Raw genomic sequence first — 22,959 nt, forward strand, 5'->3', positions numbered from 1 at the left:
AGATTATGGCACACTTGCGCGCTCAACTCCCGTTCTCAAACAGGTACTGAAGCGTGAAAATCCTTGTTGATGAAAATATGCCTTACGCCCGCGATCTTTTTAGTCGCCTTGGTGAGGTAAAAGCGGTTCCCGGTCGCCCGATTCCCGTGGCGGAACTGGCCGATGCGGACGCCTTAATGGTGCGCTCTGTCACGAAGGTGAATGGCGGTTTATTACAGGGCACGGGGATCAAATTTGTCGGCACGGCGACGGCAGGCACCGACCATGTTGATGAGGCGTTTTTGCAGCAGGCGGGCATTGCTTTTTCCGCCGCACCAGGTTGCAACGCGATTGCGGTCGTCGAATATGTTTTCTCCTCGTTGCTGATGCTGGCGGAGCGCGACGGCTTTGCGTTGCAGGATCGCACCGTCGGTATCGTGGGTGTCGGTAATGTGGGTGGTCGCTTACAGGCGCGGCTGGAAGCGTTTGGTGTGCGTACATTGTTGTGCGACCCGCCGCGCGCCGATCGTGGCGACGACGGGGATTTCCGCAGCCTGGATGAACTGGTGCGCGAAGCCGATGTGCTGACATTCCATACGCCGCTGTTTAAAGACGGACCGTATAAAACGCTGCACCTGGCGGATGATGCGCTGCTTTCGCGCCTGAAGCCTGGCACTATTCTGATAAACGCCTGCCGCGGGCCGGTGGTCGATAACGCTGCGCTGCTGCAACATTTGCAGGCCGGGCAGGCGCTGAGCGTGGTGCTGGACGTGTGGGAGCCGGAGCCAGATCTGAATGTCGACTTGCTTAACCTTGTCGATATCGGGACGGCGCATATCGCCGGGTACACCCTTGAGGGCAAAGCGCGAGGCACCACGCAGGTGTTTGAAGCCTTTAGCGATTTTCTCGGTAAGCGCCAGCAAGTGGCGCTCGACACGCTGCTGCCCGCACCAGAGTTTGGCCGTATTACGCTGCATGGCCCGCTTGATCAGTCAACGCTAAAAAGGCTGGTGCATTTGGTGTATGATGTGCGCCGCGACGATGCGCTGCTGCGAAAAGTAGCGGGCACGCCGGGTGAGTTTGATAAGCTGCGCAAAAATTACCTTGAGCGCCGTGAATGGTCATCGCTGTATGTGCAGTGCGATGACGCCAGCGCCGCCGCGCTGCTGCAAAAGCTTGGCTTCAACGCCACGCATAACCCGGCACGTTAATGTCATCTTAATGCTCCCTGCTGAATATGACGGCGGGGACGCTTTTTTCCTGGAGTAAATCACCATGTCTGAAGGCTGGAATATTGCCGTTCTCGGCGCCACGGGCGCTGTCGGAGAAGCCTTGCTCGAAACGTTAGCGGAGCGCCAGTTCCCGGTTGGCGAAGTGTATGCGCTGGCCAGAAGCGAAAGCGCGGGTGAAAACCTGCGTTTTGCCGGTAAAACCGTGCGTGTGGAAGATGCAGCCGGGTTTGACTGGACGCAGGCGCAACTAGCCTTTTTCGTCGCGGGAGCGCAGGCTTCGGCGACCTATATTGAAGAAGCGACCAACGCGGGTTGCCTGGTGATCGACACCAGCGGTCTGTTTGCTCTGGAGCCGGATGTGCCGCTGGTGATGCCGGATGTTAACCCGTTCGTACTGGCGGATTACCGTAATCGCAACATTATTGCCGTGCCGGATAGCCTCACCAGCCAGTTGCTGGCGGCACTGAAACCGCTGATTGATGAAGGTGGTTTATCACGCGTGAGCGTAACGTGCCTGCTGTCCGTTTCCCGCAACGGCAAGCAGGCGGTAGACGCGCTGGCCGGGCAGAGCGCCAAGCTGTTGAATGGTATCCCGATTGATGAAGACGACTATTTTGGCCGCCAGTTGGCGTTCAACATGCTGCCGCTGCTGTCGGACAGCGAAGGCAGCGTGCGTGAAGAGCGGGTTCTCGTTGATCAGATGCGCAAAATTTTGCAGGACGAAGGGCTGATGATCTCGGCAAATTGCGTACAGTCGCCGGTATTTTACGGCCACGCGCAGATGGTGAGCTTTGAAGCGATTCGATCACTGGCGGCGGAAGAGGCACGCGACGCGTTCAGCCGCTTTGAAGATATCGCGCTCTCTGAAGCGGGGGAGTTCCCGACCCAGGTTGGCGATGCCTCCGGCCAGGCGCACCTTTCTGTCGGTTGCGTGCGTAACGATTACGGTATGCCGGAGCAGGTGCAGTTCTGGTCAGTTGCCGATAACGTACGTTTTGGCGGTGCGCTGATGGCGGTGAAAGTCGCTGAAAAATTGGTTCAGGAGTATCTGTACTGATGCAGGACGAGCTAAAAGCGCCGGTCTACAAAATTGCGCTTGGCATTGAGTATGACGGCAGCAAGTATTACGGCTGGCAACGTCAGCAGGAAGTACGCAGCGTGCAGGAGAAGCTGGAGAAAGCGCTCTCGCAGGTGGCCAACGAGCCCATTAACGTGTTCTGCGCCGGGCGTACCGACGCAGGCGTACACGCGACCGGCCAGGTGGTGCATTTTGAAACCACGGCGCTGCGCAAAGACGCAGCCTGGACGCTGGGTGTAAATGCGAATTTGCCTGGAGACATCGCGGTACGTTGGGTCAAAGATGTCCCGGATGATTTTCATGCGCGTTTTAGCGCCACGGCTCGCCGTTACCGCTACGTCATCTACAATCATCGTTTGCGCCCGGCGGTGCTCGGTCACGGTGTGACGCACTATCACCAGCCGCTGGACGCGGAGCGCATGCACCGTGCGGCGCAGTGCCTGCTCGGTGAAAACGACTTTACTTCGTTTCGCGCAGTGCAGTGTCAGTCGCGCACGCCGTGGCGCAACCTGATGCATATCAACGTCAGCCGTTACGGTGCTTATATTGTGGTCGATATCAAAGCCAATGCCTTTGTACATCATATGGTCAGGAATATTGTCGGTAGCCTGATGGAAGTAGGCGCCCGCAACCAGCCGGAGAGCTGGATAGCAGAGTTGCTGGCGGTAAAGGACAGAACGCTGGCGGCAGCAACGGCGAAAGCGGAAGGGCTCTATCTGGTGGCGGTGGATTATCCCGCGCGCTTTGAGCTTCCCGCTGCGCCAATGGGCCCGCTGTTCCTGGCGGACTAGTCGCAATTTAAAAAGGCATAACCAGACATGGACTTAATACACTTCCTTATTGATTTCATCCTGCATATTGATGTGCATCTGGCGGAGCTGGTAGCGCAATACGGCATCTGGGTTTACGCCATCCTGTTCCTGATCCTGTTTTGCGAAACCGGGCTGGTGGTGACACCGTTTTTGCCGGGTGATTCGCTGCTGTTTGTCGCTGGTGCGCTGGCATCGCTTGGCACCAACGATCTGAATGTCCATATGATGGTGGTGCTGATGTTGGTTGCCGCGATTGCGGGCGATGCGGTGAATTACACCATTGGACGTTTATTCGGTGAGCGTCTATTCAGCAATCCGGATTCAAAGATTTTCCGTCGCAGCTATCTCGATAAAACGCATCAGTTTTATGAGAAGCACGGCGGAAAAACGATTATCCTGGCGCGTTTTGTACCGATCGTGCGTACTTTTGCACCTTTTGTCGCCGGCATGGGGCATATGTCCTATCGCCACTTCGCGCTGTTCAACGTGGCTGGAGCGCTGCTGTGGGTATTACTGTTCACCTACGCAGGCTATTTCTTTGGCACCATCCCGGCTATCCAGGAGAATCTTAAGCTGCTGATTGTGGGAATTATCGTGGTGTCTATACTTCCCGGAGTGTTTGAAGTTATTCGTCATCGTCGCGCCGCGTCGCGACAGGCAAAATAAGAAGTCAGTGGCGGTTCGACCACTTTTTTATCCCAAGTTGCGAACCGTTATGTTTTAATGTGCACCATTTATGGGCTACCAGGTTCATGTATAAAGGTTATCAATGAGCTGGATTGAAAGAATTAAGAGCAACATTACCCCCACCCGTAAGGCAAGCATTCCTGAAGGCGTGTGGACAAAATGCGACAGCTGCGGCCAGGTGCTGTATCGCGCCGAGCTGGAGCGTAACCTTGAGGTCTGCCCGAAATGTGACCACCACATGCGGATGTCAGCGCGTAATCGCCTGCATAGCCTGCTGGATGAAGGTTCACTGGTAGAACTGGGTAGCGAACTTGAGCCGAAAGATGTACTGAAGTTCCGCGACTCCAAAAAATACAAAGACCGTCTGGCGACAGCGCAGAAGGAAACCGGCGAGAAAGACGCGCTGGTGGTGATGAAAGGCACGCTGCACGGCATGCCGGTTGTGGCCGCGGCGTTTGAGTTCGCCTTTATGGGCGGCTCAATGGGCTCGGTTGTCGGCGCGCGTTTTGTGCGTGCGGTCGAGCAGGCGCTGGAAGACAATTGCCCGCTTATCTGCTTCTCCGCTTCCGGCGGTGCGCGTATGCAGGAAGCGCTGATGTCGCTGATGCAGATGGCGAAAACCTCTGCCGCGCTGGCGAAAATGCAGGAACGCGGTCTGCCGTATATCTCCGTGCTGACCGACCCGACCATGGGCGGCGTCTCCGCAAGCTTCGCGATGCTGGGCGATCTCAATATCGCTGAACCGAAGGCGTTGATTGGTTTTGCCGGTCCGCGCGTTATCGAGCAAACCGTGCGTGAAAAACTGCCGCCGGGCTTCCAGCGCAGCGAGTTCCTGATTGAAAAAGGCGCAATCGATATGATTATCCGCCGCCCGGAACTGCGCCTTAAACTGGCGCGTATTCTGGCGAAGCTGATGAATCTGCCGTCGCCGGAACCGGAAGATACGCTGACGGGCACGGTGATGCCGTCACCGACCGATCAGGAAGGCGAAGCCTGATAATACCGAAGGGCAGAGCCAACAGGCTCTGCCCTTTTGCTTTTCAAACCGTACATTATTAACGGGCATCATGGACACAAAACGCATTCCGCAAGCCACGTCGCCCCTGGCCGCGTGGCTTTCTTATCTGGAAAACCTGCACAGTAAAACCATCGATTTGGGCCTTGAGCGCGTAAGCCAGGTGGCGGCGCGTCTTGATGTGCTCCGTCCCGCGCCGTTTGTCTTTACCGTTGCCGGAACCAATGGCAAAGGCACGACCTGCCGCACCCTGGAATCCATCCTGCTGGCTGCGGGTTATCGCGTCGGCGTTTACAGTTCACCGCATCTGGTGCGTTACACCGAGCGCGTGCGTGTGCAGGGGGATGAGCTGGCCGAGAGCGCGCATACTCACTCGTTTGCCGAAATCGAAGCGGTGCGCGGCGATATTTCGCTGAGTTATTTTGAATACGGCACCCTGTCGGCGCTGTGGTTGTTTAAACAGGCGCAGCTTGACGTGGTGATCCTTGAAGTCGGCCTTGGCGGGCGCCTGGACGCGACCAATCTGGTCGATGCCGATGTCGCCGTTGTCACCAGCATTGCGCTTGATCATACCGACTGGCTGGGGCCGGATCGTGAAAGTATTGGCCGCGAAAAAGCGGGGATCTTCCGCGCCGGGAAACCGGCGGTGGTGGGCGAACCGGACATGCCGCACACCATTGACGAGGTGGCGCAGGAAAAAGGTGCTAAATTGCTGCGTCGCGGCGTGGACTGGCAGTATGAAGTGAGCGCAGATAGCTGGCATTTTCGCGATGCGCAGGGCGAGCTGAACGGATTGCCGTTACCGCAGGTGCCGCAGCCAAATGCCGCAACGGCTTTAGCCGCACTGCGTGCCAGTAAGCTGGCGGTGAACGAGCAGGCTATCCGCGACGGCATCGCTGGGGCGATTTTACCCGGACGCTTCCAGATTGTGAGCGAATCGCCGCGTCTTATTCTTGATGTCGCGCATAATCCTCACGCGGCAGGTTATCTTGCCGGACGTCTTTCCGCGCAGCCGAAAACCGGGCGTGTGCTGGCGGTGATCGGCATGCTGCATGATAAAGACATCGCCGGAACGCTTGCCTGTCTGGAGCCAGTGGTCGATAGCTGGTATTGTGCCCCTCTGGAAGGGCCGCGCGGTGCGACAGCGGAACAACTGCTGGAACATCTGCAAACCGGTCGTGCATGGCCGGATGTCGCGCAGGCCTGGCAGGCGGCAATGGCGGACGCTAACGCCTGCGATACCGTGCTGGTGTGTGGCTCGTTCCACACGGTGGCGCATGTCATGGAAGCGATGGAAAAAGCGGGGAGAACCGGTGGCAAGTAAGTTTCAGAACCGTTTGATGGGTACCATTGTGCTGGTCGCGCTCGGGGTGATTATTCTCCCCGGGCTGCTCGACGGGCAGAAAAAGCATTACCAGGATGAATTCGCGGCAATTCCGCTGGTGCCGAAACCCGGCGATCGCGATGAGCCGGATATGATGCCTGCGGCAACGCAAGCGTTACCGGCGCAGCCGCCGGAAGGGGCTGCGGAGGAGGTGCGCGCCGGAAACGCGGCTGCGCCATCGCTGGATTCGTCGCGCCTGGCGGCAAATGACAACCCGGCCCCGGAAGTGACCAGTACGCCAGTAGAACAGCCCAAGCCAAAACCGGTCGACAAGCCGCAGCCAAAACCGCAGCAGCAGGCACAACCGCCAGCCGTGCGTGAGCAGCAGACGGCAGCCAGCGACGCGCCGGCGAAAACGCAGGAAGATAAATCCGCGCCAACCGGTAAAGCGTATGTGGTGCAACTGGGCGCGCTGAAAAACGCCGATAAAGTGAATGAAGTGGTGGGCAAATTGCGTGGCGCGGGGTATCGCGTTTACACGTCGCCGACGACGCCGGTTCAGGGTAAAATCACCCGCATTCTGGTGGGACCGGATGCATCACGGGACAAGCTAAAAGATTCGCTCGGCGAGCTTAAACAGATCTCGGGTTTAAGCGGTGTCGTCATGAACTATAGCGCGAATTAATGGCCGAAACTTGCCTCACTTTTTGAGGTAAGTGGGTGAGAGAAGCCAATAATTACCACGCCCGAAGAGGCCAAAGTTCCGATGGCGTTGAATATTTTTTCAGCGCCATTTTTATTTCCGCGCGGGAAGGAAATCCCTACGCAAACGTTTTCTTTTTCTGTTAGAATGCGCCCCGAACTGGACGACAGGGCGTAAAATCGTGGGACACATATGGTCTGGATTGATTACGCCATCATTGCGGTGATTGGTTTTTCTTGTCTGGTAAGCCTGATCCGCGGCTTTGTTCGTGAAGCGTTATCGCTGGTGACATGGGGCTGTGCTTTCTTTGTCGCCAGTCATTACTACACTTACCTGTCTGTCTGGTTCACGGGCTTTGAAGACGAACTGGTGCGCAATGGCATCGCCATCGCGGTCCTGTTTATCGCGACGCTGATTGTTGGCGCTATCGTTAACTATGTGATCGGTGCGCTGGTGGAGAAAACCGGCCTGTCGGGTACTGACAGGGTGTTGGGGATCTGTTTTGGCGCGCTACGCGGCGTGCTGATCGTCGCCGCCATTCTGTTCTTTCTGGATACCTTTACAGGCCTGTCGAAGAGTGAAGACTGGCAGAAGTCGCAGCTTATCCCGCAATTCAGCTTCATCATCAGGTGGTTCTTTGACTATCTGCAAAGCTCGTCGAGTTTCTTGCCCAGGGTATAAACCCTGAGATGTGGCTTAGAGTTTGGTGTATTAGGCTATTTTACTCGCCATTTTGAACCTGGGCAGTGCTCACAATCCTCGCGTACTACATGTACGCTCCGGTTGTTGCGCGCTGTCCGTGTTCAAACTGTCTTCGACAATTACGCCTACTAAACCAAACTCTTAACGAGGAAAAGACGTATGTGCGGTATTGTCGGTATCGCCGGTTTTATGCCGGTAAACCAGTCGATTTATGACGCGTTGACGGTGCTTCAGCACCGTGGGCAGGATGCTGCGGGCATCATCACGATTGATGCCAATAACTGTTTCCGTCTGCGTAAAGCGAACGGCATGGTGAGTGATGTATTTGAAGCCCGCCATATGCAGCGTATGCAGGGCAATATGGGTATTGGTCACGTACGTTATCCCACCGCGGGCAGCTCCAGCGCTTCAGAAGCGCAGCCTTTTTACGTTAACTCCCCGTACGGTATTACGCTTGCGCACAACGGCAATCTGACCAACGCGCACGAGCTGCGTAAAAAGCTGTTCGAAGAGAAGCGTCGCCACATTAACACCACCTCTGATTCTGAAATCCTGCTCAATATCTTTGCCAGCGAGCTGGATAACTTCCGCCACTATCCGCTGGAAGCAGACAACATTTTTGCTGCCATTGCCGCCACTAACCGCCAGATCCGCGGCGCGTACGCGTGTGTGGCAATGATCATCGGCCACGGCATGGTTGCGTTTCGCGACCCGAATGGCATCCGCCCGCTGGTGCTGGGCAAACGCGAGCTCGGCGATGGCCGCACCGAGTATATGGTTGCCTCTGAAAGTGTGGCGCTTGATACGCTCGGCTTCGAATTCCTGCGTGACATCGCGCCAGGCGAAGCGGTGTATATCACTGAAAAAGGCCAGTTGTTCAGCCGCCAGTGCGCGGACAACCCGGTCAGCAATCCGTGCCTGTTTGAATACGTTTACTTTGCGCGCCCGGACTCCTTCATCGACAAAATTTCCGTCTACAGCGCACGTGTCAACATGGGCACCAAGCTTGGCGAAAAGATTGCCCGCGAGTGGGAAGATCTGGATATCGACGTGGTGATTCCGATCCCGGAAACCTCCTGCGATATCGCACTGGAAATCGCCCGTATTCTCGGCAAACCGTACCGTCAGGGTTTTGTGAAAAACCGCTATGTTGGCCGCACCTTCATCATGCCGGGTCAACAGTTGCGACGTAAATCTGTGCGCCGCAAACTGAACGCCAACCGCGCTGAGTTCCGCGATAAAAACGTGCTGCTGGTAGATGATTCCATCGTGCGTGGCACCACTTCTGAGCAGATTATCGAGATGGCGCGTGAAGCGGGCGCGAAGAAGGTTTATCTCGCTTCTGCCGCCCCGGAAATTCGTTTCCCGAACGTTTACGGTATCGATATGCCAACGGCAAATGAGCTGATTGCGCACGGTCGTGAAGTGGACGAAATCCGCCAGATAATTGGTGCAGACGGGCTGATTTTCCAGGATCTTAACGATTTGATTGATGCGGTGCGCGCCGAAAACCCGGATATTCAGCAGTTCGAATGCTCGGTATTTAACGGTGTCTACGTCACCAAAGATGTCGATCAGCAATACCTCGATTATCTCGACTCCCTGCGTAATGATGATGCCAAAGCGGTGCAGCTTCAGAACGAAGTGGAAAGTTTAGAGATGCATAACGAAGGTTGATCCTCCTGCGCCCCTCGCTCTGAGGGGCGCAATCTGTTGCAACGCCCTCTATAATCAGGCAAAGTTCGTGCGTGTAAAAAGGGGCAACAATCATGAAACGACTCATTGTGGGGATCTCTGGCGCCAGCGGTGCTATCTACGGTGTGCGCCTGCTGCAGGTGCTGCGTGACGTGGCGGAAGTGGAAACCCATCTGGTTATGAGTCAGGCCGCCCGCCAGACCCTCGCGCTGGAAACCGATTACTCGCTGCGCGATGTGCAGTCACTGGCGAACGTGGTGCATGACGCGCGCGATATCGCTGCCAGCATCTCTTCCGGCTCGTTTAAAACCACAGGCATGGTGATTTTGCCGTGCTCAATTAAAACCCTCTCCGGCATTGTGCACAGTTATACCGACAGCCTGCTGACGCGTGCGGCTGATGTGGTGCTCAAAGAGCGCAGACCCCTGGTGCTGTGCGTGCGTGAAACGCCGTTGCATCTTGGGCACCTGCGTTTGATGACGCAAGCCGCGGAACTGGGCGCGGTAATTATGCCGCCGGTTCCGGCGTTTTATCATCGCCCGCAAAGTTTGCAGGAGGTGGTTGATCAGACCGTTAACCGCGTGCTGGATCAGTTCGATATTGAATTACCGCACGACCTTTTTACCCGCTGGCAAGGGAGCGATGTCGCAAAATAGTGCGCCGCTTACCGGCATGCGCTTTTTTGGGGCAATTCTGCAAGCGCGATCATATCCTCAACATTTAATCCTCTTTTCGCTGTGTTAGCACTGCGGTTCGTTCAGCAGAGCTGCTATCTTTCATCATTAAGTAAGTTTGCAACGTTTTATTAACATATTTAACGCGGTGTTTTTTAACGGCCGGGAAAGTGGCATAAGACGTGCAAGGTAACTGTCAGCAACACACACAACACAACGTAATACAAAATAAAAACAGAACACTTGAGGGTAATGTATGAAGAAGACGGTTCTCGCTCTGTCTTTACTGCTGGGCCTGTCGGCGACGGCCAGCGTTTATGCAGCGCTTCCCCAGACGGTACGCATCGGAACTGATGCGACCTACGCACCGTTCTCATCGAAAGATGCAAAAGGGAACTTCGTGGGTTTTGATATCGATCTTGGCAATGAAATGTGCAAACGCATTCATGTGAAATGCACCTGGGTGGGCAGCGATTTCGACGCGCTGATCCCCTCGCTGAAAGCGAAGAAAATCGATGCCATCATCTCTTCTCTGTCGATTACCGAAAAACGTCAGCAGGAGATCGCCTTCTCTGACAAGCTCTACGCCGCAGATTCCCGCCTGATCGCAGCGAAAGGCTCGCCGATTCAACCGACGCTGGAGTCGCTGAAAGGCAAGCATGTTGGTGTCCTGCAAGGTTCAACGCAGGAAGGCTACGCCAATGACAACTGGCGCAGCAAAGGTATCGATGTGGTGGCTTATCAGAACCAGGATTTGATTTATTCTGACCTCGCTGCAGGTCGTCTGGACGCTGCGTTCCAGGATGAAGTCGCCGCCAGCGAAGGCTTCCTGAAACAGCCTGCCGGGAAAGATTTTGCGTTTGCTGGCCCATCAGTCAAAGACAAAAAATACTTCGGTGACGGTACCGGTATCGGCTTGCGTAAAGATGATACCGAGCTGAAAGCCGCCTTCGACAAAGCCTTTGCCGAACTGCGCAAAGACGGCACCTACGACAAACTCGCCAAGAAATATTTCGACTTTAACGTCTACGGCGATTAAGACTGGCCGACCCGCTATGCCGGGTCAAAAGGGAAAACTGTGCCATGCCGGAAAATCGGCATGGTGCAGAGATACGGTGAATGCTCCAGAACAGTGCGTTGAATGCTTCGTGATGGTGCATGAGTGCATAGTTAAGCATTCAGAATGCAAATAAAAGCCATTAGACAGCCATAATTTTTTGCCTTGACGGGGCATAAAGTGGCACGATAGCGGCACCGTATTGTGATGAGAATTCCCTTAGGGAAGACAGTCTGTTGAGGATAATGATGAAAAAACTGGTGTTATCTCTTTCTCTGGTGCTCGCTTTCTCCAGTGTTTCCAACGTATTCGCCGCCATTCCGCAAAAATTACGTATCGGTACCGATCCAACCTATGCGCCTTTCGAATCGAAGAATGCGCAGGGGGAATTAGTGGGTTTTGATATCGATCTGGCAAAAGAGCTGTGTAAACGCATTAATACACAATGTGTGTTTATCGAAAACCCACTCGACGCGCTGATCCCGTCTCTGAAAGCGAAAAAAATCGACGCTATTATGTCGTCGCTTTCCATTACGGAAAAACGTCAGCAGGAAATTGATTTTACCGACAAGCTCTACGCGGCGGATTCCCGCCTGGTGGTGGCGAAAGATTCTGATGTTCAGCCTGAGCTGGACAAACTGAAAGGCAAACGCATTGGCGTACTGCAAGGCACCACGCAGGAAACCTACGGCAACGTACATTGGGCACCGAAAGGCGTGGAAATCGTCTCCTATCAGGGGCAGGACAATATTTACTCCGATCTGACCGCTGGCCGTATCGACGCCGCGTTTCAGGATGAAGTGGCCGCCAGCGAAGGTTTCCTGAAAACTCCGCAGGGCAAAGCCTATAAATTTGGTGGTCCTTCCATTAAAGACGAAAAACTGTTTGGCGTCGGTACCGGTATGGGTGTGCGTAAAGGCGACACCGAACTGCGCGACGCACTGAATAAAGCTTTTACAGAGATGCGCGCTGACGGGACTTACGAAAAGCTGGCGAAGAAATACTTTGATTTTGATGTTTACGGTGGTTAATACCACGCGTGATTAACGTGCGGCCCCTCCCGCGGCGGGAGGGGAAGAGACACGGCAACACCACACACGACAGGACTGGCTGCATGCTGTACGGGTTTTCTCAAGTCATTTTACAAGGCGCGCTGGTCACGCTGGAGCTGGCACTCAGCTCCGTGGTGCTGGCGGTGCTGATTGGCCTGGCGGGCGCGGGCGCGAAGCTCTCGAAAAACCGGCTTCTCGCGCTGATCTTTGAAGGCTATACCACGCTTATTCGCGGTGTACCTGATCTGGTGCTGATGCTGCTTATTTTTTATGGCCTGCAAATTGCGCTCAACGGCGTTACCGATGCGCTGGGTATGGAACAGCTTGATATCGATCCGATGGTGGCGGGTATCATCACCCTCGGCTTTATCTACGGCGCTTATTTCACTGAAACCTTCCGCGGTGCCTTTATGGCCGTGCCGAAGGGGCACATTGAAGCCGCAACCGCCTTCGGTTTTACCGGTCGCCAGACTTTTCGCCGCATTTTGTTCCCGGCGATGATGCGTTACGCGCTGCCGGGCATTGGCAATAACTGGCAGGTGATCCTCAAAGCCACCGCGCTGGTCTCGCTGCTGGGGCTGGAAGATGTGGTCAAAGCAACGCAGCTTGCCGGGAAAAGCACCTGGGAGCCTTTCTATTTCGCGATCGTCTGCGGCATTATTTATCTCATTTTTACAACGGCTTCCAATGGCGTACTGCTTCTGCTCGAACGTCGCTACTCGGTAGGTGTGAAGAGGGCTGACCTGTGATCGAGATTATTCAGGAGTACTGGAAATCCCTGCTGTGGAGCGACGGCTATCGCCTGACCGGTGTGGCGATCACGCTGTGGTTGCTGATCTCTTCGGTGGTGATGGGCGGCGTGATGGCGGTGTTTCTGGCTATCGGGCGCGTTTCCAGCAATAAATTTATCCGCTTCCCGATTTGGTTATTCACCTACGTGTTTCGCGGCACGCCGCTGTATGTGCAACTGCTGGTGTTCTACTCCGGCATGTACACGCTGGAAGTGGTGAAAGGTACCGAACTGCTGAACGCTTTTTTCCGCAGTGGTCTTAACTGTACGGTGCTGGCGCTCACGCTCAATACCTGCGCCTATACAACTGAAATTTTCGCCGGGGCGATCCGCTCTGTACCGCATGGTGAGATTGAAGCGGCGCGCGCATATGGCTTCTCCTCGTTCAAAATGTATCGCAGCATTATTCTGCCCTCAGCGTTGCGCATTGCGCTGCCCGCGTACAGCAACGAGGTGATCTTGATGCTGCACTCCACGGCGTTGGCGTTTACCGCCACGGTGCCGGATCTGTTGAAAATTGCTCGCGATATTAACTCTGCGACTTATCAGCCGTTTACCGCGTTTGGTCTTGCCGCAGTGCTGTATCTGATTATCTCTTATGTGCTGATTAGCCTCTTTCGCAAAGCGGAAAAGCGCTGGCTTCAGCATATGAAACCTTCTTCGACGCACTGAGAACACGATGTCTGAGAATAAATTAAACGTTATCGATCTACACAAGCGCTACGGCGAGCATGAAGTGCTGAAAGGGGTGTCGTTGCAGGCGAACGCAGGTGATGTGATTAGCATCATCGGCTCTTCCGGCTCCGGTAAAAGTACATTTCTGCGCTGCATTAACTTTCTCGAAAAACCGAGCGAAGGCTCGATTGTGGTTAACGGGCAAAATATCAACCTGGTGCGCGACAAAGACGGCCAGTTAAAAGTAGCTGATAAAAACCAGTTGCGTCTGCTGCGTACCCGCCTGACGATGGTGTTCCAGCACTTCAATTTGTGGAGCCATATGACGGTATTAGAAAACGTCATGGAAGCGCCCATTCAGGTGCTTGGCCTGAGCAAGCAGGAAGCCCGCGAGCGTGCGGTGAAATACCTGGCGAAGGTCGGCATTGATGCGATGCAGCAGCAGAAATACCCGGTGCATTTATCCGGCGGTCAGCAGCAGCGCGTGTCCATTGCCCGTGCGCTGGCGATGGAGCCGGAAGTGTTGCTGTTTGATGAGCCCACATCGGCGCTGGATCCGGAGCTGGTGGGTGAAGTGCTGCGCATCATGCAACAGCTGGCGGAAGAGGGGAAAACAATGGTGGTGGTGACCCATGAAATGGGGTTTGCCCGCCATGTTTCCACCCACGTTATCTTCCTGCATCAGGGCAAGATTGAAGAGGAAGGCACACCGGATGAGTTATTCGGCAATCCGAAAAGCCCGCGTTTGCAGCAGTTCCTCAAAGGTTCACTGAAATAAAGCACCTTAACGGGAAGGTGGCGAGACAGGCCACCATCCCTGCGGGATGCCGTTCGCTGAGATAAAACGATAATGGGTAAACACGGCGCCTCTGGCGCTGACGCGTTTTTCCAGCTGTACTTTCTGTGCGCCGGGCACAACGATGACATCGCGCGTGCACAGCTCAATCGGGCGCTGAAGCCACTCGTCATAGAAACGTAACCCGGCTTCGCAGTGCTTACTCTTACTGATTGGCGGGCCAGGGTGACCAATCGAGAAAGCCACTTCGCTGTGTACCATCTCGTTTGCGCTATAGCGCACCCAGGCTTCCGGCGCATTCCACAACGTCATCTCCATCAGCACAAAGAGGCCCAAAAACGTCAGCAACCGGGTTTTGTTGCGGGTAACTTTTTTCCTGCTGCACCATGTCGCTAATAACGCCACCAGCACGGCAATCGCCAGCATCACCAGCGTGTCGGGCACGCCCGCTTGCAGGTAGACTTTATGGCTGAGCCTGCTGGCAAACAGTATCCAGATAATCCATATCGTGAACAGCCCCAGATATAGCCAAAACCGCGTTTTGCCGGATTTCATCCCTTCGATATCCCTCTCTTTAAACGTGGCTGTCAGCTCAGCGCGTAAGCCTTATTTTTCCCGCCGGTAAACCCAGTCGTCATAATATTCGCCATGGAGCAGATACACTTTTTCCAGCACCTGTACGCGGGTAAAGCCGCTCTTTTCCAGCACCCGTACGGAACCCTGATTGTCCGCCAGCACCCACGCATTCAGCGCATTCACGTTGCTCTGTGAAAAAACGTAATCACAGAGCGCTTGCAGCGCTTCGGAGGCGATGCCTCGCCCCTGCGCTGCTGGCGCAACCGAATAGCCGACATCGGCTTCGTGTGGGTTATGCTGGCTGATACGCAGGCCGATATCGCCAACCGCGCTGTGCTGGTCACGAATGATAAAGGCGTTGCTGTCCCGCAGGCGATCGTCAAACAGGGTTCGGATTTGCGCCACTGAGGCGATTTCGGTCATATAGCGCATCACGCTGTCGTTTGAGCGCAGATGCAGAAAAAACGGCCAGTCGGATTCCTGAAATGAAGAGAGCGTAAAGCGGGGCGTGTGCAACGTCATGAAATCGCCTTTGCGGTGGTAAGGCGCTCTAGCTTACCACCGCCAGTGACGTACGGATGCCACGAAAATTAGGAGGGAACCACATCTCCCAGCGCCTCTTCCAGATCGTACCAGCGGAAGGCAAAACCGGCGGCTTCGAGGCGTTTTGGCAGCGCACGTTGACCGCCCAGCACCAGCACAGAGGATTCGCCCATCATCAGGCGCACCGCAAACGCCGGTGCGCGCATGATAGCCGGACGGTGCAGCACATGACCGAGCGTATGTGAGAACTGCTCATTACGAACCGGGTAGGGCGACACCATGTTGAATGGCCCGCGTAGGTCGTTATCCAGCAGCCAGAGTATGCCGTTGACCATATCATCGATATGGATCCACGCCAGATACTGGCGGCCATCGCCTATTGGGCCGCCAAGGCCAAGACGAAACAGCGGCAACAGCTTGCCGAGAATGCCGCCTTTCGGTGCGAGCACCACGCCGGTGCGCAGCAGGCAAACCCGGGTGCGATCGCTTTGCGCTTCACAAGCGATTTGCTCCCAGCGGGCGCACAGCTTATGGGTGAATTCGTTATGCGGCGGCTCTTCCTCTGTGACCACCACTTCACCGAGATCGCCGTAGTAACCGGAAGCTGAACCGGAAATCAGCACTTGCGGCGGTGTGTCGCTGGCGTTGATCAGATCCGCAATCTGCTGGGTTATCTGCCAGCGGCTGTTGCACAGACGCTGTTTTTGTTCCTCGCTCCAGCGCTTATCGGCAATGGGTTCACCAGCCAGATTGATCACCGCATCGACATCATTCAGGTTACTCAGCTCATTTAGCCCTTTTAACAGGCTGACGCGCGCATCAAGCAACTGTTGTGCTTTGGCGGGGTTGCGCGTTACCACGGTCACACTGTGTTTTAACTCCAGCAGGCGGGGGATCAGATGACGACCAATCAGGCCAGTTCCGCCGGTAATCAGTATCTTCATGCTTCCCTCCAGGATATGTGTGCCTTTCCTCAGCATATGTGACTCAGCAAAACCCGCATGCGATGGCGGGCACATTTTGCATCAAATTTTTCAGCAATGTGAAGAGGTTACCCGCAATACTTACGCTTGTTGCGCCTTCTGTAGCGCCCGCTCGGTCGCCGGACGTGTACGAATACGCTCAAACCAGTTAAATACCGCCGGGTAATCCTCCAGATCGACGCGCTGGCGCGAGTGGGCATTGATCCACGGCCAGGCGGCAATATCGGCAATGCTGTAATGCTCGCCTGCCAGCCACGGTACGCGTTCAAGACGTTTATTCAGCACCTGATACAAACGCTGGGTTTCTACCTGGTAGCGCTCAATAGCGTAGGGCACCGGCTGCGGCGCAAAGTGGTTAAAGTGATGGTTCTGTCCGAGCATCGGCCCCAACCCGCCGACCTGCCAGAACAGCCATTGCAGCGTAAGATAGCGCTCACGGAGTTCACCACTGAGCAATTTCCCTGTTTTTTCCGCCAGATAGAGCAGGATCGCCCCGGATTCGAACACACTAAGCGGCGCGCCGCCATCGGCGGGAAGATGGTCGACAATGGCCGGGATTTTGTTGTTAGGGGAGATGGTCAGAAAGTCGGGGCGAAACTGATCGCCTTTACTGATATCCACTCGGATCAGGCGATATTCCAGCTCCGCCTCTTCCAGAAAAAGCGTTATTTTATGACCGTTTGGTGTGGGCGCAAAATAGAGGTCTATCATCAAAGCTCCCGTGAAGCGGAAAAGAAACGTCTGAGTTTGAGTATAGGTGTTACCTCTGATGCGTGAACTTTCATCAAGTGACAGGGCGCACAGGACGTTATATTTTGAAGAAAAATCCCAACTACTGAACGAGGATGTTATGAGCGAACCGGCTATCACCTTATGGTCTGACGCAGAGTATTTTTCCCCGTATGTGCTGTCGGCCTATGTCGCACTGCATGAAAAAGGGCTGCCCTTTACCCTGAAAACCGTCGATCTCGATAGTGGTGCGCAACGTGCACCCGATTGGCCGGGTTTTAACCTGACGCAACGTGTGCCGGTGCTGGAGATTGAAGGGTTTGAGCTCAGTGAATCCACGGCGATTGATGAATATCTGGAGGAGCGCTTTGCCCCGCCGGAGTGGGAACGTATTTATCCTCTTGATCTGCAAAAACGTGCGCGCGCCCGGCAAATTCAGGCCTGGCTGCGTAGCGATTTAATGTCTATCCGCGAAGAGCGTTCGACAACGGTGGTGTTTGCCGGAGCCAAAAAAGCGCCGCTCAGTGCTGCCGGGCAGGCGAGTGCCGCCAAGCTGTTCGCGATTGCCGGTGAGCTGCTGGCGCACGATAAACCGAATCTGTTTGGCGAATGGTGCATCGCCGATGTTGACCTGGCGTTGATGCTGAACCGGCTCGTGTTGAACGGCGACAATGTACCGGAGCGGCTGGCGGATTACGCCACCTTCCAGTGGCAACGCTCATCGGTCCAGCGCTTTGTTGCACTTTCCGCTAAGCGCGCGGGCTGATAAGCCCGGCAACTTCCGTTATTATGGGGCGTTTTCTTCCACATGAGGTGCAGTGATGAAACTGATGTTTGCATCGGATATTCATGGGTCGTTGCCCGCGACGGAACGCGTACTGGAACGGTTCGCGCAAAGTGATGCCCGCTGGCTGGTGATCCTTGGCGATGTGCTGAATCACGGCCCGCGCAATGCCTTACCCGAAGGCTATGCGCCAGCGCAGGTTGCGGAGCGTTTGAACGAACAGGCCAGCCGGATTATTGCCGTGCGCGGCAACTGCGACAGTGAAGTGGATCAGATGCTGCTGAAGTTTCCGATTACTGCGCCCTGGCAGCAGATTTTACTGCCTGAACGCCGCCTGTTTTTGACACATGGCCATCTCTTTGGCCCGGATGACGAGCCGTCGCTGGCGGCGGGCGATGTGCTGGTCTATGGTCATACACATATTCCGGTTGCTGAGAAGCGAGGTGATATTTTCCACTTCAACCCCGGCTCGGTCAGTATTCCAAAAGGCGGATTCGCGGCCAGCTACGGCATGCTGGAAGAGGACGTATTGCGCGTTATCACACTTAATGATCAGCGGGTTATTGCGCAGGTCACGATTAATCCGTAAGTTACCTTTCAACCGAAACGCGCCAACAGAGCGCCCTAAAGAGAAGATTTCCCGATGGTGGAACAGAGTCATTTTGCAGGCATGGAGTGGGTGGATATTGTCAATGAAGACAATGAGGTGATCGCGCAGGCCAGCCGGCAGCAAATGCGGGCGCAATGTCTGCGTCACCGCGCAACCTACATTGTGGTGCATGATGGGATGGGCAAAGTGCTGGTGCAGCGTCGCACAGAGATTAAAGATTTTATGCCCGGTATGCTGGATGCTACCGCCGGTGGTGTGGTGCAGGCAGGGGAAAACCTGCTGGATTCCGCGCGCCGCGAAGCGGAAGAAGAGTTAGGCATTGCGGGTGTGCCGTTTGCCGAGCATGGCCAGTTTTACTTTGAAGATGAACACTGTCGGGTCTGGGGCGGGCTGTTCAGCTGCGTTTCCCACGGGCCGTTCGCGTTGCAGGAAGAAGAAGTTAGCGAAGTATGCTGGATGACGCCGGAAGAGATCACCGCGCGCTGCGACGAGTTCACCAATGATTCGTTAAAAGCGCTGGCGCTGTGGATGACGCGTAATGCCAGCAATGATGCGGTAGCGGTGCAGGAAGCAGAGTAATCAGCTTTTCTGCCGCAGGCAAAACACCGACATTATCGGTGTTTTGTTTTTTATGTCCTGACAGGCGATATGGCCGCGCAAGCATAGAGCCGCTTTCACAGAAGCGGCCCCTGAAAGCCATGTCGAAACGTCTACAAATAAGCACCTGTCGCGCTGTGAGATATCACTCCTGGTAATAAGGCGAGCCAAAATCTGCTTCGCTTGCCAACAGAACATAATTTCTGTCAGAAATAAAAAAGGCGACCTGATGGTCGCCTTTTTGTTGCCGGTTAAAGCAGATTACTGCTGTGAAGCCTGGATCGCGGTCAGTGCGATGGTGTAGACGATATCGTCTACCAGCGCGCCACGGGACAGGTCGTTAACCGGTTTGCGCATGCCCTGCAGCATCGGCCCGATGGAGATCAGGTCGGCAGAACGCTGTACGGCTTTGTAGGTGGTGTTACCAGTGTTCAGATCCGGGAAGATGAACACGGTAGCGCGACCTGCAACCGGCGAGTTCGGCGCTTTGGATTTCGCAACGTCAGCCATAACCGCAGCGTCGTACTGCAACGGACCGTCGATTACCAGGTCTGGACGTTTTTCTTGCGCCAGACGCGTTGCTTCACGCACTTTCTCTACATCGCTACCCGCGCCGGAGTTACCGGTGGAGTAGGAGAGCATTGCCACGCGCGGTTCGATACCGAACGCGATAGCGGAATCCGCAGACTGAATCGCGATTTCTGCCAGCTGTTCAGCGGTCGGATCCGGGTTGATTGCGCAGTCACCGTACACATAAACCTGTTCCGGCAGCAGCATAAAGAACACGGAGGAAACCAGTGAGCTGCCCGGCGCGGTTTTGATCAACTGCAGCGGCGGACGGATGGTGTTCGCGGTGGTATGCACAGCACCGGAAACCAGACCGTCAACTTCGTCCTGTTCCAGCATCAGCGTGCCGAGAACCACGTTGTCTTCCAGCTGTTCGCGGGCGACGGCTTCGGTCATGCCCTTGCTCTTACGCAGCTCAACCAGGCGAGCAACGTAGCTTTCACGCACTACGTCCGGATCGACGATTTCAATCCCGGTGCCCAGCTCAACGCCTTGCGCAGCGGCAACGCGGTTGATCTCGTCCGGGTTACCCAGCAGGATACAGGTCGCGATACCACGTTCAGCACAGATAGCGGCAGCCTTCACGGTACGCGGTTCGTCGCCCTCCGGCAGAACAACGCGTTTGCCCGCTTTACGCGCCAGCTCAGTCAACTGGTAACGGAAGGCCGGCGGAGAGAGACGACGGCTGCGTTCGGAGGTCGCGGTCAGAGAATCGATCCACTGGGCATTGATGTAGCCAGCCACGTATTCCTGAACGTTTTCGATACGCTCGTTATCATCAACCGGAACTTCCAGGTTGAAGCTCTGCAGGCTCAGGGAAGTCTGCCAGGTGTTGGTATTCACCATAAATACCGGCAGGCCGGTGGCGAATGCACGTTCACACAGTTTGCGTACGCTGGCGTCCATTTCGTAGCCGCCAGTCAGCAGCAGCGCACCGATTTCCACGCCGTTCATCGCAGCCAGGCAAGCGGCAACCAGCACGTCCGGACGGTCTGCGGAAGTCACCAGCAGTGAACCCGGGCGGAAGTGTTCCAGCATGTGCGGAATGCTGCGCGCGCAGAAGGTCACAGATTTCACGCGGCGGGTTTTGATATCGCCTTCGTTAACGATGGTCGCATTCAGGTGATGCGCCATGTCGATTGCGCGAGTGGCAATCAGATCGAAGCTCCACGGCACAGCGCCCAGCACCGGCAGCGGGCTGGCTTCTTGCAGTTTCGCCGGATCGATATGAATAACTTTAGCTTTAGACGAGTCATCAAAAATTTCTGACAGGTCAGGGCGGGTACGGCCTTGTTCATCAACCGGTGCGTTCAGTTTATTAACGATAACGCCAGTGATGTTGGTGTTTTTCGTGCCACCGAAACTGTTGCGGGTCAGTTCGATACGCTCTTTCAACTGCTCCGGCGTGTCGGTGCCCTGAGACATCACAAACACGATTTCTGCGTTCAGCGTTTTCGCGATTTCAAAGTTCAGCGACTGCGCGAACTGATGTTTACGCGTCGGAACCAGGCCTTCAACCAGTACCACTTCAGCGTCTTTGCTGCTTTCGTGGTAACGGGCGATGATCTCTTCCATCAACACGTCTTTCTGGTTGCTGGAGAGCAGCGACTCAACGTGGCTCATTTTCAGCGGTTCTGCTGCAGTCAGGCCAGAGTTTGCACGCACGATAGTGGTGGTCTGGTCCGGCGCATCGCCACCGGCGCGTGGCTGGGCAATCGGTTTAAAGACGCTCAGACGAACGCCTTTGCGTTCCATAGCACGGATAACGCCAAGGCTGACGCTGGTCAGGCCGACGCTGGTTCCGGTAGGGATCAGCATAATAATACGGGACACGGTTAATCCTCTTTCGTTACCGTCTTGCGAGACGGGTTACAAAACAGCACCGCCAGCGTGGGCTGGCGGTGTGTGGAATCAGGCAGTCAGGCGGCTCGCGTCTTGCGCGATGACCAGCTCTTCGTTTGTCGGAATAACGACAGCCGGGCGGGTGCCTTCTTTGTTGATAAAGCCAGACTTACCAAAACGGGCAGCCAGGTTACGTTCGTGATCAACTTCAAAGCCGAGAACGCCCAGTTTGCCCAGCGACAGTTCACGTACCATGGCGGCGTTTTCACCGATACCGCCGGTGAATACAACCGCGTCCAGACGACCTTCCATCAGCGCGGTGTAAGAGCCGATGTATTTCGCCAGACGGTGGCAGTAAACGTCCATTGCGCGCTTCGCGTCTTCTTTATCTTTGTAGTTGTCTTCTACATAACGGCAGTCGCTGGTGACTTCGGTCAGACCCAGCAGGCCAGACTCTTTGGTCAGCATTTTGTTGATAGCTTCAACGCTCATGCCGAGGGTGTCATGCAGATGGAAAATGATTGCCGGGTCGATATCACCAGAACGGGTACCCATTACCAGGCCTTCCAGCGGGGTCAGACCCATGGATGTATCAACGCATTTGCCGTTGCGGATAGCGGAAACAGAACCACCGTTGCCCAGGTGGCAGGTGATGATGTTCAGCTCTTCAACCGGTTTGTTCAGGACTTTGGCTGCTTCCTGAGTCACATAGAAGTGGCTGGTGCCGTGTGCGCCGTAGCGACGAACGCCGTGCTCTTTGTACAGTTTGTACGGCAGCGCATACAGGTAGGATTCTTCCGGCATGGTGGTGTGGAACGCAGTGTCGAACACCGCCACGTTTTTATCTTTCAGGTTCGGGAAAGATTTCAGCGCTTCGGCAATACCGATCAGATGAGCCGGGTTGTGCAGCGGTGCGAAAGAGGCTGCATCTTTGATGCCCTGAATAACGGATTCGTCGATAACCACAGAGCTGGTGTATTTTTCGCCACCGTGCACGATGCGGTGACCGATTGCGGTCAGCTGTGCAGACAGTTCTGGTTTTTGTGCCAGAATAGTGTTAACGATAAAGTTCAGCGCTTCGCTGTGAGCGGCACCTGCACCTAAAGCCGCTTCTTGTTTACCGCCATCAATTTTCCACTTGATGCGCGCTTCAGGAAGGTGGAAACATTCGGCTAAACCAGAAAGGTACTCGTCACCATTAACTGCATCGATGATTGCGAATTTCAGTGAGGAGCTACCGCAGTTCAGAACCAGTACTAACTTACTCGACATGGAAGTACCTATTTATGATACGTGGCTAAAAAAGGTCAGTGAGTCGCACAGCGTAGCGCAGGTGGATACTGACAATTATGATTAACATCATGCCGGGTTTACTTTCTGGCATGATGAAAAGAATACATAAAATTTTAAGCTATTTTGCGCAAATTTCAGGCAGTGGCATAATGAGCTTAAATTTG

At 55.0% G+C, this 22,959-nt stretch carries 24 protein-coding genes; 18 read left to right on the plus strand and 6 right to left on the minus strand.

Features of this window, described 5'->3' with window-relative positions:
- Positions 1-53 precede the first annotated feature (53 nt).
- The 15 genes from pdxB (at position 54) to hisP (ending at position 14,253) form a co-directional block, all read left to right on the plus strand.
- Positions 54-1,190 carry a 4-phosphoerythronate dehydrogenase PdxB gene (gene pdxB / locus ACFX4U_RS12470; RefSeq protein WP_349350513.1) on the plus strand — a complete coding sequence of 379 codons (1,137 nt, stop codon included), beginning with the start codon at positions 54-56 and terminating at the stop codon, positions 1,188-1,190.
- Between the two features lie 64 nt (positions 1,191-1,254).
- Positions 1,255-2,268, plus strand: a complete 1,014-nt coding sequence (locus tag ACFX4U_RS12475; protein ID WP_313508610.1) for an aspartate-semialdehyde dehydrogenase — start codon at positions 1,255-1,257, stop codon at positions 2,266-2,268.
- A complete protein-coding gene (truA, locus tag ACFX4U_RS12480) occupies positions 2,268-3,080 on the plus strand; it encodes a tRNA pseudouridine(38-40) synthase TruA (RefSeq protein WP_313508612.1) in 813 nt (270 codons plus the stop codon). The genes ACFX4U_RS12475 and truA overlap by 1 nt, the downstream gene beginning before the upstream one ends.
- 27 nt (positions 3,081-3,107) lie before the next feature.
- On the plus strand, positions 3,108-3,767 hold the full coding sequence (locus ACFX4U_RS12485; protein WP_017458627.1) for a DedA family protein: 660 nt from the start codon (positions 3,108-3,110) through the stop codon (positions 3,765-3,767).
- Positions 3,768-3,870: 103 nt separating this feature from the next.
- Positions 3,871-4,785 carry an acetyl-CoA carboxylase, carboxyltransferase subunit beta gene (accD, locus tag ACFX4U_RS12490; RefSeq protein WP_020454558.1) on the plus strand — a complete coding sequence of 305 codons (915 nt, stop codon included), beginning with the start codon at positions 3,871-3,873 and terminating at the stop codon, positions 4,783-4,785.
- Positions 4,786-4,855: 70 nt separating this feature from the next.
- Positions 4,856-6,127: a bifunctional tetrahydrofolate synthase/dihydrofolate synthase gene (gene folC / locus ACFX4U_RS12495; RefSeq protein ID WP_313508616.1), complete on the plus strand. Its 1,272-nt coding sequence runs from the start codon at positions 4,856-4,858 to the stop codon at positions 6,125-6,127.
- Positions 6,117-6,812: a cell division protein DedD gene (gene dedD, locus ACFX4U_RS12500; protein ID WP_313508618.1), complete on the plus strand. Its 696-nt coding sequence runs from the start codon at positions 6,117-6,119 to the stop codon at positions 6,810-6,812. Before folC ends, dedD begins: the two co-directional genes overlap by 11 nt.
- Before the next feature lie 210 nt (positions 6,813-7,022).
- A complete protein-coding gene (gene cvpA, locus ACFX4U_RS12505) occupies positions 7,023-7,511 on the plus strand; it encodes a colicin V production protein (protein ID WP_017458623.1) in 489 nt (162 codons plus the stop codon).
- A gap of 180 nt (positions 7,512-7,691) precedes the next feature.
- Positions 7,692-9,209: an amidophosphoribosyltransferase gene (gene purF, locus ACFX4U_RS12510; protein WP_305735446.1), complete on the plus strand. Its 1,518-nt coding sequence runs from the start codon at positions 7,692-7,694 to the stop codon at positions 9,207-9,209.
- A 92-nt stretch (positions 9,210-9,301) separates the two neighbouring features.
- On the plus strand, positions 9,302-9,883 hold the full coding sequence (locus tag ACFX4U_RS12515) for a UbiX family flavin prenyltransferase (RefSeq protein ID WP_313510700.1): 582 nt from the start codon (positions 9,302-9,304) through the stop codon (positions 9,881-9,883).
- Positions 9,884-10,157: 274 nt separating this feature from the next.
- Positions 10,158-10,940, plus strand: a complete 783-nt coding sequence (gene argT / locus ACFX4U_RS12520) for a lysine/arginine/ornithine ABC transporter substrate-binding protein ArgT (protein ID WP_017458620.1) — start codon at positions 10,158-10,160, stop codon at positions 10,938-10,940.
- A 266-nt stretch (positions 10,941-11,206) separates the two neighbouring features.
- A complete protein-coding gene (hisJ, locus tag ACFX4U_RS12525; RefSeq protein WP_313510698.1) occupies positions 11,207-11,989 on the plus strand; it encodes a histidine ABC transporter substrate-binding protein HisJ in 783 nt (260 codons plus the stop codon).
- 83 nt (positions 11,990-12,072) lie between these two features.
- Positions 12,073-12,759 (plus strand): histidine ABC transporter permease HisQ, encoded by a 687-nt coding sequence (locus ACFX4U_RS12530; protein ID WP_313510696.1) that lies wholly within the window; start codon positions 12,073-12,075, stop codon positions 12,757-12,759.
- The gene (locus ACFX4U_RS12535; protein WP_017458617.1) at positions 12,756-13,472 is read left to right on the plus strand and encodes an ABC transporter permease; all 717 of its coding nucleotides are present in this window, start codon (positions 12,756-12,758) and stop codon (positions 13,470-13,472) included. Before ACFX4U_RS12530 ends, ACFX4U_RS12535 begins: the two co-directional genes overlap by 4 nt.
- A gap of 7 nt (positions 13,473-13,479) precedes the next feature.
- Complete coding sequence (hisP, locus tag ACFX4U_RS12540) at positions 13,480-14,253, plus strand: histidine ABC transporter ATP-binding protein HisP (RefSeq protein WP_200550328.1); 774 nt, start codon at positions 13,480-13,482, stop codon at positions 14,251-14,253.
- A 6-nt stretch (positions 14,254-14,259) separates the two neighbouring features.
- Here hisP and ACFX4U_RS12545 read toward each other — a convergent pair whose 3' ends face one another.
- The 4 genes from ACFX4U_RS12545 to yfcG form a co-directional block, all read right to left on the minus strand.
- The gene (locus ACFX4U_RS12545; protein ID WP_313510693.1) at positions 14,260-14,826 is read right to left on the minus strand and encodes a hypothetical protein; all 567 of its coding nucleotides are present in this window, start codon (positions 14,824-14,826) and stop codon (positions 14,260-14,262) included.
- 51 nt (positions 14,827-14,877) lie between these two features.
- Entirely contained in the window at positions 14,878-15,369 is a 492-nt protein-coding gene (locus ACFX4U_RS12550) for a GNAT family N-acetyltransferase (RefSeq protein ID WP_305735450.1), read from the minus strand.
- 68 nt (positions 15,370-15,437) lie between these two features.
- Positions 15,438-16,334: a TIGR01777 family oxidoreductase gene (locus ACFX4U_RS12555; protein ID WP_305735451.1), complete on the minus strand. Its 897-nt coding sequence runs from the start codon at positions 16,332-16,334 to the stop codon at positions 15,438-15,440.
- A gap of 120 nt (positions 16,335-16,454) precedes the next feature.
- Complete coding sequence (yfcG, locus tag ACFX4U_RS12560) at positions 16,455-17,084, minus strand: GSH-dependent disulfide bond oxidoreductase (RefSeq protein ID WP_313510691.1); 630 nt, start codon at positions 17,082-17,084, stop codon at positions 16,455-16,457.
- Positions 17,085-17,223: 139 nt separating this feature from the next.
- On the opposite strand from yfcG, the gene yfcF reads away from it, so the two are divergent.
- Genes yfcF through yfcD form a run of 3 tightly spaced genes read left to right on the plus strand, consistent with a single transcriptional unit; the run spans position 17,224 to position 19,075 of the window.
- Positions 17,224-17,868: a glutathione transferase gene (gene yfcF / locus ACFX4U_RS12565; protein ID WP_349350514.1), complete on the plus strand. Its 645-nt coding sequence runs from the start codon at positions 17,224-17,226 to the stop codon at positions 17,866-17,868.
- A 55-nt stretch (positions 17,869-17,923) separates the two neighbouring features.
- Positions 17,924-18,475 (plus strand): phosphodiesterase, encoded by a 552-nt coding sequence (gene yfcE, locus ACFX4U_RS12570; protein ID WP_313510685.1) that lies wholly within the window; start codon positions 17,924-17,926, stop codon positions 18,473-18,475.
- Between the two features lie 54 nt (positions 18,476-18,529).
- Complete coding sequence (gene yfcD / locus ACFX4U_RS12575; protein WP_017458609.1) at positions 18,530-19,075, plus strand: NUDIX hydrolase YfcD; 546 nt, start codon at positions 18,530-18,532, stop codon at positions 19,073-19,075.
- 279 nt (positions 19,076-19,354) lie between these two features.
- Here the strand turns inward: yfcD and pta are convergent, their stop codons facing one another.
- Both pta and ackA read right to left on the minus strand, forming a co-directional pair.
- Complete coding sequence (gene pta, locus ACFX4U_RS12580) at positions 19,355-21,493, minus strand: phosphate acetyltransferase (RefSeq protein ID WP_340222988.1); 2,139 nt, start codon at positions 21,491-21,493, stop codon at positions 19,355-19,357.
- 78 nt (positions 21,494-21,571) lie between these two features.
- Positions 21,572-22,774, minus strand: coding sequence for an acetate kinase (gene ackA, locus ACFX4U_RS12585; RefSeq protein ID WP_017458607.1), 1,203 nt, complete (start codon positions 22,772-22,774; stop codon positions 21,572-21,574).
- Positions 22,775-22,959 lie beyond the last annotated feature (185 nt).

It is taken from the genome of Kosakonia sp. YIM B13588 (genome assembly GCF_042788165.1).
GTDB lineage: Bacteria > Pseudomonadota > Gammaproteobacteria > Enterobacterales > Enterobacteriaceae > Kosakonia > Kosakonia sacchari.